The organism is Pseudoxanthomonas spadix BD-a59, from assembly GCF_000233915.3.
Classification (GTDB): Bacteria; Pseudomonadota; Gammaproteobacteria; order Xanthomonadales; family Xanthomonadaceae; genus Pseudoxanthomonas_A; species Pseudoxanthomonas_A spadix.
Map to the genome: position 1 here is coordinate 2,548,514 of NC_016147.2, position 16,281 is coordinate 2,564,794.

Annotated in this window: 12 protein-coding genes; 4 read left to right on the top strand and 8 right to left on the bottom strand. The window is 66.5% G+C overall.

All coding sequences use genetic code 11. From position 1 onward, the window contains the following. Positions 1–498: a hypothetical protein gene (locus DSC_RS11515; RefSeq protein WP_014161341.1), complete on the bottom strand. Its 498-nt coding sequence runs from the start codon at positions 496–498 to the stop codon at positions 1–3. 214 nt (positions 499–712) lie between these two features. After that, the gene (locus tag DSC_RS11520) at positions 713–1,792 is read right to left on the bottom strand and encodes an OmpA family protein (protein WP_014161342.1); all 1,080 of its coding nucleotides are present in this window, start codon (positions 1,790–1,792) and stop codon (positions 713–715) included. A gap of 405 nt (positions 1,793–2,197) precedes the next feature. On the opposite strand from DSC_RS11520, the gene DSC_RS11525 reads away from it, so the two are divergent. Next, on the top strand, positions 2,198–4,222 hold the full coding sequence (locus tag DSC_RS11525) for an NADPH-dependent 2,4-dienoyl-CoA reductase (protein ID WP_014161343.1): 2,025 nt from the start codon (positions 2,198–2,200) through the stop codon (positions 4,220–4,222). A 313-nt stretch (positions 4,223–4,535) separates the two neighbouring features. Then, positions 4,536–5,000: a cell wall hydrolase gene (locus DSC_RS11530; protein ID WP_014161344.1), complete on the top strand. Its 465-nt coding sequence runs from the start codon at positions 4,536–4,538 to the stop codon at positions 4,998–5,000. Between the two features lie 88 nt (positions 5,001–5,088). Here the strand turns inward: DSC_RS11530 and prpC are convergent, their stop codons facing one another. Both prpC and prpB read right to left on the bottom strand, forming a co-directional pair. Continuing rightward, positions 5,089–6,246, bottom strand: coding sequence for a bifunctional 2-methylcitrate synthase/citrate synthase (prpC, locus tag DSC_RS11535; RefSeq protein ID WP_014161345.1), 1,158 nt, complete (start codon positions 6,244–6,246; stop codon positions 5,089–5,091). A 128-nt stretch (positions 6,247–6,374) separates the two neighbouring features. Next, positions 6,375–7,265 carry a methylisocitrate lyase gene (gene prpB, locus DSC_RS11540; protein ID WP_014161346.1) on the bottom strand — a complete coding sequence of 297 codons (891 nt, stop codon included), beginning with the start codon at positions 7,263–7,265 and terminating at the stop codon, positions 6,375–6,377. 129 nt (positions 7,266–7,394) lie between these two features. Here prpB and DSC_RS11545 point away from each other — a divergent pair, with 129 nt between their 5' ends. Next, positions 7,395–8,612, top strand: a complete 1,218-nt coding sequence (locus DSC_RS11545) for a citrate synthase family protein (protein ID WP_238527643.1) — start codon at positions 7,395–7,397, stop codon at positions 8,610–8,612. Positions 8,613–8,763: 151 nt separating this feature from the next. Here DSC_RS11545 and prpE read toward each other — a convergent pair whose 3' ends face one another. The 4 genes from prpE to DSC_RS11565 all read right to left on the bottom strand — a co-directional run bounded on the left by prpE (position 8,764) and on the right by DSC_RS11565 (position 14,295). Then, on the bottom strand, positions 8,764–10,665 hold the full coding sequence (gene prpE / locus DSC_RS11550; RefSeq protein ID WP_014161348.1) for a propionate--CoA ligase: 1,902 nt from the start codon (positions 10,663–10,665) through the stop codon (positions 8,764–8,766). A gap of 86 nt (positions 10,666–10,751) precedes the next feature. Next, entirely contained in the window at positions 10,752–12,386 is a 1,635-nt protein-coding gene (locus tag DSC_RS11555; protein WP_014161349.1) for an acyl-CoA synthetase, read from the bottom strand. Between the two features lie 144 nt (positions 12,387–12,530). Then, positions 12,531–13,517: a malate dehydrogenase gene (locus tag DSC_RS11560; protein WP_014161350.1), complete on the bottom strand. Its 987-nt coding sequence runs from the start codon at positions 13,515–13,517 to the stop codon at positions 12,531–12,533. A 283-nt stretch (positions 13,518–13,800) separates the two neighbouring features. Beyond that, the gene (locus DSC_RS11565) at positions 13,801–14,295 is read right to left on the bottom strand and encodes a peptidylprolyl isomerase (RefSeq protein WP_014161351.1); all 495 of its coding nucleotides are present in this window, start codon (positions 14,293–14,295) and stop codon (positions 13,801–13,803) included. Between the two features lie 104 nt (positions 14,296–14,399). On the opposite strand from DSC_RS11565, the gene typA reads away from it, so the two are divergent. Next, entirely contained in the window at positions 14,400–16,247 is a 1,848-nt protein-coding gene (typA, locus tag DSC_RS11570) for a translational GTPase TypA (RefSeq protein WP_014161352.1), read from the top strand. Positions 16,248–16,281 lie beyond the last annotated feature (34 nt).

A 16,281-nucleotide genomic window follows, 5' to 3' on the forward strand; every position in this document is an offset into this window, starting at 1 on the left:
TCACTTCTGCATGACCGGCACGACGGCGGCCGCCGGCTCGGCCAGGGCCGGCGCGGACGCGGCCGGCCTGGCCTTGACCACGCGCACGCCACGCGACTTCATCCACGCGTCGAACTCGTCGGCGGTCATGCGCTTGCCGCCCTGGTTCATGTCGAACCGCCACGGCGAATTGTCGAACTGGGTCTTTGGCTTGTAGGCCGCCGGATCGTTGGCCTTGACCGCAGGCGTGGCCAGGGCCAGTTCGCGGCAGCCATCCGCCTTCAGGCGCAGCAGCACCCGGTCCACGGACCGGGTCTCGTCGTAGGACTGGGCCAGCACGCCACTGGGCGCACCGAGCTGGGTGGTGTTGGCGAACAATTCTGCCGCAACTGGCGGCAGGATCGTGGCGCGCTGCGGCAGCGGCTGGGGGCTGAACCCGTTGCAGCTCTGCGGCTGCAGGGCGTGTGCGAACGGAGCGGCGGCAAGCAGCGACAGGAACGCGAGAGGGCGCACACGCATGGGCGGGTCCTGATGACGGAAGGAGTGTGGCGAGTGTAGGCAAGCAGGTGGAGCGCATCAACCGTTTTACGCGATGTTTTGTCGGTAAACAGTTGAAATAAAAGAGTGAATACGAGCCAGTGACGCCCAGAAACAGAAAACCCGGCGCAAGGCCGGGTTTTCCTGGTGCCAGGCAAGCGCGGCCGGGCCGCGACTTGCCAGGAGTGCCGCCAGATCAGTTCTGGACGTTCAGCTCGGTGCGACGGTTCTTCGCACGGCCTTCGGCAGTCTCGTTGGTGTCGATCGGACGGCTCTCGCCGTAACCGACCGGGCCCTGCAGACGCGATGCGTCAACGCCGTTGCTGGTCAGGTAGTCATACACGGCCTTGGCGCGACGCTCGGACAGCCCCTGATTGTAGGCATCGGTACCGACCGAGTCGGTGTGGCCGGCGACTTCAACCTTCAGGTCCGGGTAGCGCTGCAGGATCTGCACGGCTTCGGACAGGATAGACACGGCGTCAGGACGCAGGGTCGCCTTGTCGAAGTCGAAGTTCACACCCTTCAGGTCGATGGTGACCGGAGCCGGGCAGCCGTCCGGACCAATGGTCTGGCCAGCCTGCGAGCCGGGGCACTTGTCATCGCAATTGTTGACACCGTCACCGTCGTCATCCAGGTCGGCGCAGGTCTGAGCCGGCGGCGGCGGCGGCGGCGGTGCAACCGGCTCGGCCTTGGTGCCCAGCGGGATCACCACGCCGACCGAAGCCAGCACGTCGCCGAAATAGTCCTCGTCCGGAGCACGGGTGCTTTCGTCGTTGAAGTCGGCGCGATAGGCGACTTCAGCGCGCACGGCGACCCGCTTGTCAAAGGTGGTCTGCAGACCGAGGCCGACCTTGGCGGCGAAGTAACCTTCATCGTTGTCGCCCGGGGAATCCGGGTTCGGGAAGGCGTCGTACTCTTCTTCGGACTGCTGGTAGCCCAGGCCCATCAGCACGTACGGATTCCAGCCGCGGCCTTCCTGGATGAAGTGGCGACGCAGGTCGAACGAAATGCCGTACTGGCTCCAGTTCAGGTTGTCTTCCGGATCAAGGCTGGGGTTCTGGTAGTTGAGTTCGCCATCCAGCGACCAGTTCGGGCTGATGAACTTGCCCAGGCCGATCGAGGCGAACGGCGCGTCGTCGGTCTCGCGCGAGCTGTCCTGGAAGTTGTAACCAACTGCACCGGTCAGGTACCAACGGTCATCAAATTCCTGAGCCGAAGCGGCCTGCGCCACGCCCAGTCCGGCCAACATCGCGGCACAGAGAAGTTTCTTGTTCATTTGCGACTCCTTGAGAATCAGGTTTTTTGAAAAACCGTTTGCATGGGAGCGGGAGACATCCCCGAGCCTAACTGCATCCAGTCGAAGGTTTGAACAGCGTTCAGCCGTCAACACCGGCGCAGATTATGCAGGGACTCGTGAAGATCGCGTTAACGACAGGCTAACAAGTCGCCCGACGTCCTGCTCGGCGCCGGGCTCTTTATACGGGCGCAAAAGCGCACGTCGTGTGAAAGCGATGCAGGCAAAACGTATCCGAATCGTTGACTGGCAAACATTGCACTCACCTGGATCCAACAAGCGCCGGTGGCATCGCTTGCCGGCCACAGCGCTTTGCGGCAAGGTGCGCGCAACTTTTCCGTACGCACGCGTATTGAGATGCCCAGCCCCGTCCTGCACCAAGCCCCGATGGATCCCCAGACGCCCTACCCGCACCTGCTGCAACCACTGGATCTGGGATTTACCCGGCTGCGCAACCGGGTCCTGATGGGCTCGATGCATACCGGCCTGGAGGACCGTGCCGCGGACTTTCCCAGGCTGGCGGCCTACGTGGCCGAACGGGCCGAAGGCGAGGTCGGGCTGATCGTCACTGGCGGCTTCGCGCCCAACCTGGTCGGCTGGCTCAAGCCGTTCGGCGGCAAGCTGTCATGGCCGTGGGAAGCGCGCCCGCACCGGCTGGTGACCGAGGCCGCGCACGCGCACGGCGCCAGGATCTGCGCGCAACTGCTGCACGCCGGGCGTTACGCCTATCACCCGCTGTCGGTGGCGCCGTCGAAGCTGAAGGCGCCGATCAACCCGTTCACCCCGCGCGCGTTGAGCGCACGCGGGGTCGAACGCCAGATCGATGCCTATGCGCACGCCGCGCGCATGGCGCGCGAGGCCGGCTACGACGGCGTGGAAGTGATGGGCTCGGAGGGGTACCTGATCAACCAGTTCACCGCCGCGCGCACCAACCACCGCAGCGATGCCTGGGGCGGCGATGCGCAGCGACGCATGCGCTTTGCGGTGGAGATCGTGCGCCGCGTGCGCGAAGCCTGCGGCCAGGACTTCATCGTGATCTATCGCCTCTCGCTGGTGGACCTGGTCGAACAGGGCAATGCCTGGCCGGAGATCGCCGCGCAGGCGCGCGCGGTGCAAGCCGCTGGCGCGACCCTGATCAACTCCGGCATCGGCTGGCACGAGGCGCGCATTCCCACCATCGTGAGCTCGGTGCCGCGCGCGGCCTTCGTCGATGTCACGGCCAAGTTGAAGGCGGAAGTCGAGGTGCCGGTGATCGCCACCAACCGCATCAACATGCCGCAGGTGGCCGAACAGATCCTCGCGTCGGGCAAGGCGGACATGGTGTCGCTGGCGCGACCGCTGCTGGCCGATCCGCAATGGGTGCGCAAGGCGCGCCTGGGCCGGGCCGAACGCATCAATACCTGCATCGCCTGCAACCAGGCGTGCCTGGACCACGTGTTCCAGAACAAGCGTGCCAGCTGCCTGGTCAATCCGCGCGCGTGCGCCGAGACCGAGCTGCTCTATGCCAGGACGCGTACCTCCAGGCGCATCGCCGTGGTCGGCGCCGGTCCTGCAGGGCTTGCCTGCGCGACGGTGGCGGCAGAACGGGGCCATGCGGTGACGCTGTTCGAAGGCAGCGACGAGATCGGCGGTCAGTTCAACTACGCCAAGCGCATCCCAGGCAAGGAGGAATTCCACGAGACGCTGCGCTACTTCCGCACGCGCCTGGAAGACACCGGTGTGACCTTGCGGCTGTCCACGCCGGCCGATCCGATGGCGTTGCGAGGCTTCGATGAAGTCGTACTGGCCACTGGCATCACGCCACGCGCAGTGGATTTGCCTGGCGCGGACCATGCCAAGGTCGTGGGGTACATCGATGTGCTGTCCGGTCGGGTGGTGCCGGGCAAGCGGGTGGCGTTGATCGGCGCCGGCGGCATCGGCTTCGATGTCGCCGAGTTCCTCGTGCAGGAAGGCGCATCACCCAGCCTGGACCGCCATCGCTGGATGGCCGAATGGGGCGTGGATCCGCACTTCGACACCTGCGGCAGCCTGGTGCCCGCGCAGCCCGAACCACCGGCACGCGAAGTGTGGCTGCTGCAGCGCTCGCCCGGCCGTCCAGGCACAAGGCTCGGCAAGACCTCCGGCTGGGTACACCGGGCCGCGTTGAAGGCCAAGGGCGTGCACATGCTCGGCAGCGTGGAATATCTCGGCGTGGACGAAGAAGGCCTGCACATCCGCGTCGAAGGCCACACCCAGACCCTGCCGGTGGACACGATCGTGATCTGCGCAGGGCAGGAGCCGCGACGCGACCTGCTGAAGCCATTGCAGGATGCAGGCATCACCCCGCACCTGATTGGCGGTGCCGATGTCGCTGCCGAACTGGATGCAAAGCGCGCGATCGACCAGGCCAGCAGGCTCGCCGCAGCGTTGTGAATCACGCCTCTGGATGTTGCAAAGCGCCATCGCCGAGCGCCTGAAAACAAAGCCTGCCTAGCGGGTCAGCGGGGTGAATGCAAGCGGTGATATTCAGGTGAGGTTTTGAATTTGGCCCATACCTTGCGCCGACTTTCCGACCCCGCCACCCAGTCCAGGCGGGTTCTTCTGGCCGACCTTTGGTTCAGGCCAGACCCGGGCAGCCCGCCAGACGGCTGCCTCCCCATGACGCTCAACTGCAGGGCTCGGCCGTCTTCCCACGCAACATGGGGGGACGACCAGGAACCTGCGGCCAAACGGAGCAAGGAGTCCCATGAAACTGGCCTGGATTTTATGGCTGTCGCAGAACATGTTGCCGCAGCCGGCCGCAGATTCGCTGTGCCTGTCGGCCACCGTCTACCTGGAAGCCCGCGATCAGAGCGTGCGTGGACAGGAAGCAGTCGCTGAGGTGGCGCTACGTCGTCGCGACAGTGGCCTGTGGGGCGATTCGCTGTGCGATGTGGTGACTGCGCGCCACCAGTTCGCCCCCGGCATCATGCCCGCCTCCACCCGTCTGCGGAACGGCGACGCCTGGGCCAAGTCGGTGTCGGTGGCGCTGGATGCGGAGCGCAACTGGTCGCTGCCGCGCGGCGCGCGGCGCGAGATCGTGCCCGGCGCCAGCCACTTCGCCGCCCATGCGATCGCCACGCCGACCTGGAGCAATGCCTACACGGTGGCCACCATTGGCGACCACACCTTTTACCGCGTGCAGTCGCTCAAGCCGGCGCCGCGCTCCTGATTGCCATTGATGTGATGCATAACAAGAAGGGCCGGCTTGATCGCCGGCCCTTCTTGGGTCCACGCGATGCGCATCGCGCAGCGATGGATCACACGCGTTTTTTCAGCGGCACGAACTCCAGGTCTTCCGGGCCGGTGTAGTTCGCGCTGGGGCGGATGATCTTGCCGTCGATGCGCTGCTCGATGACGTGCGCGCTCCAGCCTGCGGTGCGGGCGATGACGAACAGCGGCGTGAACATCGCCGTGGGTACGCCCATCATGTGGTAGCTGACCGCGCTGAACCAGTCCAGGTTGGGGAACATCTTCTTGATGTCCCACATCACCTGTTCCAGGCGCTCGGCGATGTCGTACATCTTGGTGCTGCCCTGGGCCTTGGACAGGTCGTGGGCGACCTGCTTGATGATCTTGTTGCGCGGGTCGCTGACGGTATAGACCGGGTGGCCGAAGCCGATCACCACTTCCTTGCGCTCCACGCGCGCCTTGATGTCGGCTTCGGCTTCATCGGGGCTGTCGTAGCGCTTCTGGATCTCGAAGGCCACTTCATTGGCGCCGCCGTGCTTGGGGCCGCGCAGCGCGCCGATGCCGCCGACGATGGCGCTGTACATGTCGCTGCCGGTGCCGGCGATCACCCGGCAAGTGAAGGTCGAGGCATTGAACTCGTGCTCGGCATACAGCACCAGCGAGGTATGCATCGCCTTGACCCAGGCAGCACTGGGTTTCTCGCCATGCAACAAGTGCAGGAAGTGGCCGCCGATCGAATCGTCGTCGGTTTCCACCTCGATGCGCTTGCCGTTGAAGGCGAAGTGGTACCAGTACAGCAGCATCGAACCCAGCGAGGCCATCAGCCTGTCGGCGATGTCGCGTGCGCCGGGATGGTTGTGGTCATCCTTCTCCGGCAGCACGCAGCCCAGGACCGATACGCCGGTACGCATGACGTCCATCGGATGGGTGCCCGGCGGCAGCTGTTCCAGCGCGGCCTTCAAAGGGGCCGGCAGGCCGCGCAGCATCTTCAGCCTGGCCTTGTAGCCGCGCAGCTCCGCTTCGTTCGGCAGCTTGCCGTGCACCAGCAGGTAGGCAATCTCCTCGAACTCGCTGTTGGCCAGGTCCATGATGTCGTAGCCGCGGTAATGCAGGTCGTTGCCGGTGCGGCCGACGGTACACAGCGCGGTGTTGCCCGCAGGCGTGCCCGAAAGCGCGACGGATTTCTTGGGCTTGAAGCCCGGTGTGGCGGGGGCCGATTCGCTCATGTGATTACTCGCTCTTCTGCTCTGGGAATATCGATCTGGATGGAAGATGCCGCTGCTGCTGGCGCGGCGCCGCTGGACTGGCCCGATTGCCGCTGCGGCATCTGAAGGTGCAGGCCAACCGCGCGGTTTCAGCCGGCCTTGTTCCTGGAGAACAATGCATCGAGCTTGTTCTCGAAGGCGTGATAACCGATGCGGTCATACAGCTCCTCGCGGGTCTGCATGGTGTCGAGCACCGCTTTTTGATGGCCGTCGCGGCGGATGGCGGTATAGACGTTTTCCGCGGCCTTGTTCATGGCGCGGAACGCCGACAGCGGATAGAGCTGGATGGCCACCCCGACGCTGGCCAGCTCGTCGCGGGTGAACAGCGGCGTGGCGCCGAACTCGGTGATGTTGGCCAGCACCGGCACCTTGACCGCCTCGACGAAGCGCTTGTAGGTGCCCAGGTCGTAGGAGGCCTCGGCGAAGATGCCGTCGGCACCGGCCTCGACGCAGGCGATGGCGCGTTCGATCGCCCTGTCCACACCCTCGACCTGGATCGCATCGGTGCGCGCAATCAGGAAGAAGTCCGCATCGGTCTTGGCGTCGGCGGCGGCCTTGACCCGGTCGGCCATCTCGCTCTGCGAGACGATTTCCTTGCCCGGCCGATGACCGCAGCGCTTGGCGCCGACCTGGTCCTCGATGTGGCACGCCGCCGCGCCAGCCTTGATCAGCGACTTGATGGTGCGCTCGATATTGAAGGCGCTGGCGCCAAAGCCGGTATCGATGTCCACCAGCAGCGGCAGGTCGCACACGTCGGTGATGCGGCGGGTATCGACCAGCACGTCTTCCAGCGTGTTGATGCCCAGGTCCGGCATGCCCAGCGAGCCGGCCGCCACGCCGCCGCCGGACAGGTACACCGCCCGGTAGCCGGCGCGCTTGGCCAGCAGGGCGTGGTTGGCGTTGATCGCGCCGATCACCTGCAGCGGGGATTCGGCGGCCAGGGCCGCGCGGAAGCGGGCGCCGGGGGTCGATGAGGGCATGGTCGGACTCCTTGGGTAGGTAGGGCATGTGCCAGGCGGTGGCCGAAGCGGCGCGCGGCACTCGCAGGACGAGGCGCAATCTGGCACTCTCCAATGCATTGATCAATCTTGATCGCATCAATCAACCTGTTGAGCCTCCACGCCCAGATGGACGACGACCTCATCCCCGCCGCCCAGGCCTGCCAACTGCTGGGCATCAGTGCGGCCACGCTGTACGCCTACGTCAGCCGCGGCCGGCTGGTGTCCCGGCCCGGCACCGACCATCGCAGCCGCATGTATCGCCGCCAGGACGTGGAGCGCCTGGCCCGCAACAAGCGCGCCGGCCGCGGCGCCGCGCGCGGAGCGGCGCAAAGCCTGGACCGCGGCCTGCCGGTGCTGGAAACCCGGATCTCGCTGATCCAGCCCGACGGGCCTTACTACCGCGGGCAGTCGGCGGTGGCCGCGGTCCGCGCTGGCGCCACCCTGGAGGACGCCGCCCGGCTGCTGTGGGATTGCGGAGCGCACGACCCGTTCGCCGCCACGCCCGCGCCCTGGCCCGAGACACTGGCAGGCCTGGCCGACAACGCCGCCCTGCCCCCGCTGGAACGCACCCTGGCCTGCATGCCGTTGCTGGCCCTGGAGGTGCGCCACTCCTTCAACCTGGCCCTGCCGGTGCGCCACGACCTGGCTGCGCTGCTGCTGCGCCAGAACGCCGCGCTGCTGACTGCCGGCCATCCCAGTGCGGCTCCGGTCCACCAGCAGCTGGCCGACCACTGGGCGCCCGGCAACGCAGAACTGGCCGAGCTGGTCCGGGCCGCACTGGTGCTGTGCGCCGACCACGAACTGAACGTGTCGGCCTTTGCCGCGCGCGTGGTGGCCTCCACCGGTGCCCACCTGCACGCCACGGTGTGCAGCGGCCTGGCCGCGCTGTCCGGCCCACGTCACGGCGGCGCGACCGCCCGCGCCCATGCACTGCTGGAAGCGGGCGCCGACGAGGTCATCGCCCGCTGGAACCATGGCGACGATCTTCCCGGCTTCGGCCATGCGCTGTATCCGCACGGCGATCCGCGCGCGGCCGAACTGCTGGCCATGCTGCGCCAACGCGCCGCCGGCACGCCACGGCTGGCGCAGGCGGAAACGGTGATCGCGCGTGCGCACGAAGTCAGCGGCCTGCGCCCGAACGTGGACCTGATGCTGGCCACGCTCTGCTATGTCCATGGCCTGCCCGCCCCGGCCGCGCTGGTGCTGTTCGCCTGCGGGCGCCTGGCCGGGTGGCTGGCGCACGTGCTGGAGCAGCAGACCCTGGGCAAGCTCATCCGCCCGCGCGCGCAATACACCGGCGTGGCGCCGGCGCGCGTCGAGCCGTAGGGCGGGTCTTGACCCGCCACCGCCACACCGATTGAACCATGCGTAGCGGGTCAAGACGGCCACCGCCACACACTGGTTGAACCATGCGTGGCGGGTCTTGACCGGCCACCGCCACGCCGGTTGAACCATGCGTGGCGGGTCAAGACCCGCCCTACGCGCCCGAATCCGGCCCGCGGCTCAGCGCGCGCCGCACTTCCTCCAGCGCGTTGGGATCATCCAGCGTGGACAGGTCGCCCGGGTCGGCGCCCTGGGCCAGCGCCTGGATCGAGCGTCGCAGCAGTTTGCCCGAGCGGGTCTTGGGCAGGCTGCTGACGATGTAGACACGCGCCGGCCGTGCCAGCGCACCCAGGTCGGTTTCCACCATCTTGCGCATGCCGTCGGCCGCCTGGTGGCGGGCCTCGGTTTCCTCGGTGTTCTGCCGCAGAGTGGCGAACACCACCGGCACCTGCCCCTTGAGCGGGTCGGCCACGCCAACCACGGCCGCTTCGGCCACCGCGTTGAAACCGGACACTGATTCCTCGATCTCGCGGGTGCCCAGGCGATGACCGGCCACGTTGATCACATCGTCGGTGCGGCCCTGGATGAAGATGTAGCCGTCCTCGTCCTTGATCGCCCAGTCCAGTGAGCTGTACAGCAGTTCCTTGAAGTGGCTGAAGTAGCTGTCCAGGAAGCGCTGGTCGTCCTTCCAGATGGTGGTCATGCAGCCCGGCGGCAGCGGCGGCTCGATCACCAGCACGCCCTTGGTGTTGGGCGGCACTTCGGCACCGGTGGACTCGTCGATGATCTTCATCTTGTAGCCCAGGTTGGGGAAGCCCGGCGAGCCGAACCGCAGCGGTTTCATGTCCAGGCCCGGCAGCAGGGTCAGCGCCGGCCAGCCGGTTTCGGTCTGCCAGTAGTTGTCGATCACCGGCTTGCGCAGCGCATCGGTGATCCAGTGCGCGGTGGGCTCGTCCAGGGGTTCGCCGGCCAGGAACAGGTACTTCAGCTGCGACAGGTCGTGGCGACGGATGAAGTCCACGTCGTGCTTCTTCAGCACCCGGATTGCGGTGGGCGAAGAAAACATGGTGCGCACGCCGTACTGCTCGCACAGCGCCCACCAGATGCCCGGGTCGGGGTTGGTCGGCAGGCCTTCGTAGAGGATCGCGGTGCAACCGCCGATCAGCGGGCCATACACGTTGTAGGAATGGCCCACCGCCCAGCCCACATCCGAGGTGCACAGCATCACCTGGCCCGGCGCGCAGTCGAAGATCGTGCGCATCGATTGCGCCATCGCCACCGCATAGCCGCCGACATCGCGCTGCACGCCCTTGGGCTTGCCAGTGGTGCCGGAGGTGTAGAGCAGGTAGCTGGGTTCGTTGGCTTCCAGCCATTCCACCGGCACTTGGGCATTGCCCACCTGCGCGCGCAGTGTGGCGTAATCCTGGTCGCGTCCGGGCACTTTCGGTTCGGCCGGATCCAGCCCACGCGAGACGATCAGGACCTTGGGCGGCGGGAATTGCGCCTCGGCGCAGGCCGTATCGATCAACGACTTGTACGGAATCAGCTTGCCGCCGCGAATGCCGGCATCGGCGGCAATCAGCAACTTGGGCTGGGCGTCGTCGATGCGCAGGGCCAGGTTGTGCGCGGCGAAGCCCCCGAACACCACCGAGTGGATCGCGCCGATGCGCGCGCAGGCCAGCATCGCGAACACCGCCTCGGCCATGTTCGGCATGTACACCACCACCCGGTCGCCGCGCGCCACACCCAGGCCCAGCAACACCGCGGCAAAGGCATTCACCTCGGCGTGCAGTTCCCGGTAGGTGATCTCGCGGGTGACGTTGGTCTCGGTGGACACCGCCACCAGCGCCAGCTGGTCGCCGCGTTCGTCCAGGTGGCGGTCGATCGCGTTGTAGCAGAGGTTGGTCTGGCCGCCGACGAACCACTTGCGGAACGGCGGGTTGGAGTAGTCCAGGATCTTCTGCGGCGGGACGTGCCAGTGGATCGCCTTGGCCTCTTCGGCCCAGAAGGCCTCGGGCTGTTCGATCGAACGGCGGTAGACCTCTTCATACGACATTGCAATCTCTCCAGGAACATGTCGTCGAGCATAGAGGGGGCCCGCCGGCCGCACCTCACGACCTTGGTCGAAGCTGCAGGTCCGCGTCAGCTGCCCGACAGGTCGCGCGCGCGCTCGCGCAGCAGGAATTTCTGCACCTTGCCGGTCGAGGTGCGCGGCAGCTCGCCGAACACGAAGGCGCGCGGCACCTTGAAGCCGGCCAGATGAGTGCGGCAATACTGCTGCAGGGCGTCGGCTGGCAGCGGCTCGCTGCCGGCCTTGAGTTCAATGAAGGCGCATGGGGTTTCGCCCCATTTTTCGTCCGGCCGCGCCACCACCGCCGCGGCCATGACCGCAGGATGACGACACAGCGCGTCTTCGACCTCGATGGAGGAGATGTTCTCGCCGCCGGAGATGATCACGTCCTTGGAACGGTCGCGGATCTTGACGTAACCGTCCGGATCCACCACTGCCAGGTCGCCGGTATGGAACCAGCCGCCTTCGAACGCCCGCGCGGTGGCGTCCGGATTCTTCAGATAGCCCTTCATGGTGATGTTGCCGCGGAACATGATCTCGCCGATGGTCTGGCCATCCCACGGCACCGGCTGCAGGGTCTGGGGATCGAGCACCTGCATGTCCTCCTGCAGCAGGCAGGCCACGCCCTGGCGGCTGTTGAGGTCGGCGCGGGCCTGGATATCGAGCGCGCTCCATTCTTCTTTTTGCTGGCACAGCGAGGCCGGGCCGTAGGTTTCGGTCAGTCCGTAGACGTGGGTGATGTGGAACCCCATGCGCTCCATGCCTTCGATCACCGCTGCCGGCGGCGCCGCGCCGGCCACCTGCGCGTGCACACCGCTGATGCCGTGCTTCCACTCCTCCGGGGCAGCCACCAGCGCGCTGTGCACGATCGGCGCGCCGCAGTAATGGGTCACGCGGTGTTCGCGCATCAACTCGAGCACGTGCCTGGGCTCGAACCTGCGCAGGCACACCTGGGTGCCGGCCACCGCCGCCATCGTCCACGGGAAGCACCAGCCGTTGCAGTGGAACATCGGCAGTGTCCACAGGTACACCGGATGCGGCGGCATGGACCAGTCGATGATGTTGGCCACCGCGTTCAAGTACGCGCCGCGATGGTGGTAGACCACGCCCTTCGGGTCGCCGGTGGTGCCGGAGGTGTAGTTGAGCGAAATCGCATCCCACTCATCGTCCGGCAAGGCCATCTCCAAGGCCGCATCACCGCCGGCGATGAAGGCCTCGTATTCGATCTCGCCGACGAAGTCGCCTGCGGTCACTTCCGCATCGTCAACGTCGACCACCCGCGGCGGCTGCCTGCACAGCTTCAGCGCCTGGGCGATGACTGGCGCGAACTCGCGGTCGACCAACAGCACCTTGGCTTCGGCGTAGTCCAGCATGAAGGCGATCGTGGGCGCATCCAGGCGGGTGTTGAGCGTGTTGAGCACCGCGCCCAGCATCGCCGGCCCATAATGCAGCTCGAACATGGCCGGCGTATTGGGCAGCATCGCCGCCACCGTATCGCCACGACCCACGCCCCAGCGCTGCAGCGCGGACGCCAGCTGGCGGCAACGTCGGTACTCCTCGCCCCAGGTCAGGCGGCGCGGGCCATGGATCAGCGCCACCCGCTGCGGATGCAGCAGCGCCGCCTTGCGCAGGAAGCTCAGCGGCGACAACGGCGTGTAGTTGGCCTGGTTGCGTTCCAGCCCCTGTGTGTAAGCCTCGTGCGACATTGAAATCCTCCCGGTTGCGGGCCGATGGAACGGCTTGAAGCGTAGTGCGCCCAGACCGCGCCCGCGTTTCGACCTTGGTCTTTAGTCACTGGCAACGCCGGACCTTGCGGCCCGGCGTTTTCATGACACCGGCGTCAGCGTGGATCAGCCGAGCAGATGGGCCACGCCCGAACGCTCTTCTTCCAGCTCGGCCAGGGTCTTGTCGATGTACTTCTGGCTGAAGTCGTCGATCGGCAGGTCCCTGACCAGGGTGTACTCACCGTTGGCCGTGGTCACCGGGAAGCCGAAGATCAGCCCTTCCGGGATCCCGTAGGCGCCATCGGAGGGCACGCCCATGGTCACCCACTTGCCGTTGCTGCCCAGCACCCAGTCGCGCATGTGGTCGATGGCCGCATTGGCGGCCGAGGCGGCCGAGGACGAGCCGCGCGCCTCGATGATCGCCGCACCGCGCTTGCCCACGGTCGGGATGAACGTGTTGGCGTTCCACTCCTGGTCGTTGATCGCCTCGCCGATCGAGACGCCATCAGCGGTGGCGAAGCGGTAGTCCGGGTACATGGTCGGGCTGTGGTTGCCCCACACCACCAGCTTCTCCATGCCGGCCACCGGCTTGCCGAGCTTGAGCGAGAGCTGGCTCAGGGCGCGATTGTGGTCCAGGCGCAGCATCGCGGTGAAGTTCCTGGCTGGCAGGTCCGGGGCGGACTTCATGGCGATGTAGGCGTTGGTGTTGGCCGGGTTGCCGACCACCAGCACCTTGACCTTGCGGCTGGCGACCTTGTTCAGCGCCGCGCCCTGGGCGGTGAAGATCTTGGCGTTTTCCAGCAGCAGGTCCTTGCGCTCCATGCCCGGGCCGCGCGGCCGCGCGCCGACCAGCAGCGCGTAGTCGGCGTCCTTGAATGCCACTTCGGCCTCATCGGTGCCGACCATGCCGGCCAGCAGCGGGAAGGCACAGTCCTCCAGCTCCATCATCACGCCCTTCAGCGCGGCCTGGGCTTTCTCCATCGGCAGCTCCAGCAGCTGCAGGATGACCGGCTGGTCCTTGCCCAGCATTTCGCCGGAGGCGATGCGGAACAGCAGGGCATAGCCGATCTGGCCGGCAGCGCCGGTGACGGCAACTCGGACGGGTTGTTTCATGGTCAGGATTTCCTCGAAGCATCGTGGGCGGGCCACGGCCCGCCGCGTGGGAGAAGGCGCGCTAGCGGCGCCGGACGGTGGAGGGGAATGCGAAGGCGGCGGCGCGGCGGGAGCCGGCATGGGCCAGACACGGGGCGGCGCGGGGCGGCTTCAAGACGGCAACACCTCTTGGGTGGATCTGGCGCCGCAGCGATTTTTGCGGCGCGGCATTTTACCACGCAGGCCGCTGTCGGCCGGTGTCAGGTGCTTGCGACCAGCGCCGGGCACCCCTGCAGCCCTGGGTTCAGGCGGCCAGGTGCTTGTTCCACTCGGCCACCCGATCGGCCCGGGCGGCCAACGCAGCGTCGGCATCGCCCTCGATCACCACCGTGTCGATGGTGTCACCCTGCTTGACCGCGTCGACCACTTCCAGGCCGGAAACGACCTTGCCGAACACGGTGTGCTTGCCGTCCAGCCACGGGGTGGCCACGTGGGTGATGAAGAACTGGCTGCCGTTGGTGTTGGGGCCGGCATTGGCCATGGACAGCACCCCGCGCTCATGGCCCAGGCCGTTGTTGGTTTCGTCCTCGAAGCGATAGCCCGGGCCGCCGCGGCCGGAGCCTTCCGGGCAACCGCCCTGGATCATGAAATCGGGGATGACCCGGTGGAAGCTCAGGCCGTCGTAGAACCCGCGTTTGGCCAGATTGACGAAATTGGCCACCGTCAGCGGCGCCTTGTCGGGATAGAGCTCGACCTGAATGGGGCCGCGGGAGGTGTTGAACGTGGCAGTCAGGGACATTGATTTAACTCCTGGAGAGCAAGCAGCCCGGAGCCGGGCGGTAACCGGCTATAATACGCGCTTCCCTCCCCAGCCCTGCGTGCATCCTGCGCGCCCGCCGACGCATGTCCATCGAGAACCTCCGCAATATCGCCATCGTCGCCCACGTCGACCACGGCAAGACCACCCTGGTCGATCAACTGCTCAAGCAGTCCGGCACCCTGTCCGAGCGCACCGTGCTGGCCGATCGGGTGATGGACAGCAACGACCAGGAAAAGGAACGTGGCATCACGATCCTGGCCAAGAACACGGCCATCACCTGGGAAGACAAGCGCACCGGCGTCAAGAACCGGATCAACATCGTTGACACCCCCGGCCACGCCGACTTTGGCGGCGAGGTCGAGCGCGTGCTGTCGATGGTGGACACCGTGCTGATCCTGGTGGACGCCATGGACGGGCCGATGCCGCAGACCCGCTTCGTCACCCAGAAGGCCTTCGCGATGGGCTTCAAGCCGATCGTGGTGGTCAACAAGGTCGACCGCCCCGGCGCACGTCCCGAATGGGTCGTGGAGCAGGTGTGGGACCTGTTCGACCGCCTCGGCGCCACCCCCGAGCAGATGGACTTCCCGATCGTCTACGCCTCGGCCCTCAATGGCTACGCCGGTCTGGAAGACACCGTGCGCGAAGGCGACATGACCCCCCTGTACGAGGCGATCATGCAGCACGCGCCCAAGCCGGAAGTGGATCCGGACGGCCCGTTCCAGATGCGCATCAGCCAGCTGGACTACAACAATTTCGTCGGCGTGATCGGCATCGGCCGGATCCAGCGCGGCACGTTGCGCAAGAACATGCCGGTGGCGGTGATCGACCGCGAGGGCAAGAAGCGCCAGGGCAAGGTCCTGCAGGTGCTGGGCTTTCTGGGCCTGGAGCGCATCGAGCAGGACAGCGCGCAGGCCGGTGACATCGTGGCCATCTCCGGCATCCAGGAGCTGACCATCTCCGACACCATCTGCGCGCTGGACACGCCCGAGGCGCTGCCGGCGCTGACCGTGGACGAGCCGACCATCTCGATGACCTTCCAGGTCAACAACTCGCCGTTCGCCGGCAACAAGGACCTGTCCGGTGGCAAGTTCCTGACCAGCCGCCAGCTCAAGGAGCGCCTGGAGCGCGAGACCGTGCACAACGTGGCGCTCAAGGTCGAGCAGCTGGAAGACGCGGACAAGTTCCTGGTCTCCGGCCGCGGCGAGCTGCACCTGTCGGTGCTGATCGAGAACATGCGCCGGGAAGGCTACGAGCTGGCCGTCTCGCGTCCGGAGGTGATCATCAAGGAGATCGATGGCCAGCTGATGGAGCCGATCGAACAGCTGGTGGTGGATGTGGAGGAAGTCCACCAGGGCGGGGTCATGGAAAAGCTGGGCATGCGCAAGGGCCAGCTGAAGAACATGGAGTCCGATGGCAAGGGCCGGGTGCGCCTGGACTATGAAATCCCGGCGCGGGGCCTGATCGGCTTCCAGAACGAATTCAAGACCCTGACCCAGGGTTCGGGCCTGCTGTTCCACGTGTTCGACCATTACGGCCCCAAGGAACAGGGCGCCATCGCCAAGCGTCCCAACGGGGTGATGATTGCCAATGCACCAGGCGCCACCCCGGCCTATTCGCTGGGGCCGCTGCAGGAGCGCGGCAAGCTGTTCGCCGCCGAGGGCGACCACGTGTACGAAGGCCAGCTGATCGGGATCCATTCCAAGGACAACGACCTGACCGTCAACGCGATCAAGACCAAGCCGCTGACCAACATGCGTGCTTCGGGCAAGGACGATGCAATCGCGCTGACCCCGGCGATCAAGTTCTCGCTGGAACAGGCCCTGGATTTCATCGACGATGACGAGCTGGTGGAAATCACGCCCAAGGAAATCCGCCTGCGCAAGAAGTTCCTGACCGAAAGCGACCGCAAGCGCGCTTCCCGCGCGGCCTGATCTGGCCCGCCACGGGCCTGCTGGCCCTGATTGC

Coding starts and splice junctions, on each gene's coding strand:
- DSC_RS11530 (WP_014161344.1), top strand. CDS start 4,536: ATGAAACTGGCCTGGATTTTATGGCTGTCGCAGAACATGTTGCCGCAG.
- prpC (WP_014161345.1), bottom strand. CDS start 6,246: ATGAGCGAATCGGCCCCCGCCACACCGGGCTTCAAGCCCAAGAAATCC.
- prpB (WP_014161346.1), bottom strand. CDS start 7,265: ATGCCCTCATCGACCCCCGGCGCCCGCTTCCGCGCGGCCCTGGCCGCC.
- prpE (WP_014161348.1), bottom strand. CDS start 10,665: ATGTCGTATGAAGAGGTCTACCGCCGTTCGATCGAACAGCCCGAGGCC.
- DSC_RS11520 (WP_014161342.1), bottom strand. CDS start 1,792: ATGAACAAGAAACTTCTCTGTGCCGCGATGTTGGCCGGACTGGGCGTG.
- DSC_RS11515 (WP_014161341.1), bottom strand. CDS start 498: ATGCGTGTGCGCCCTCTCGCGTTCCTGTCGCTGCTTGCCGCCGCTCCG.
- DSC_RS11565 (WP_014161351.1), bottom strand. CDS start 14,295: ATGTCCCTGACTGCCACGTTCAACACCTCCCGCGGCCCCATTCAGGTC.
- DSC_RS11560 (WP_014161350.1), bottom strand. CDS start 13,517: ATGAAACAACCCGTCCGAGTTGCCGTCACCGGCGCTGCCGGCCAGATC.
- DSC_RS11525 (WP_014161343.1), top strand. CDS start 2,198: ATGGATCCCCAGACGCCCTACCCGCACCTGCTGCAACCACTGGATCTG.
- DSC_RS11555 (WP_014161349.1), bottom strand. CDS start 12,386: ATGTCGCACGAGGCTTACACACAGGGGCTGGAACGCAACCAGGCCAAC.
- typA (WP_014161352.1), top strand. CDS start 14,400: ATGTCCATCGAGAACCTCCGCAATATCGCCATCGTCGCCCACGTCGAC.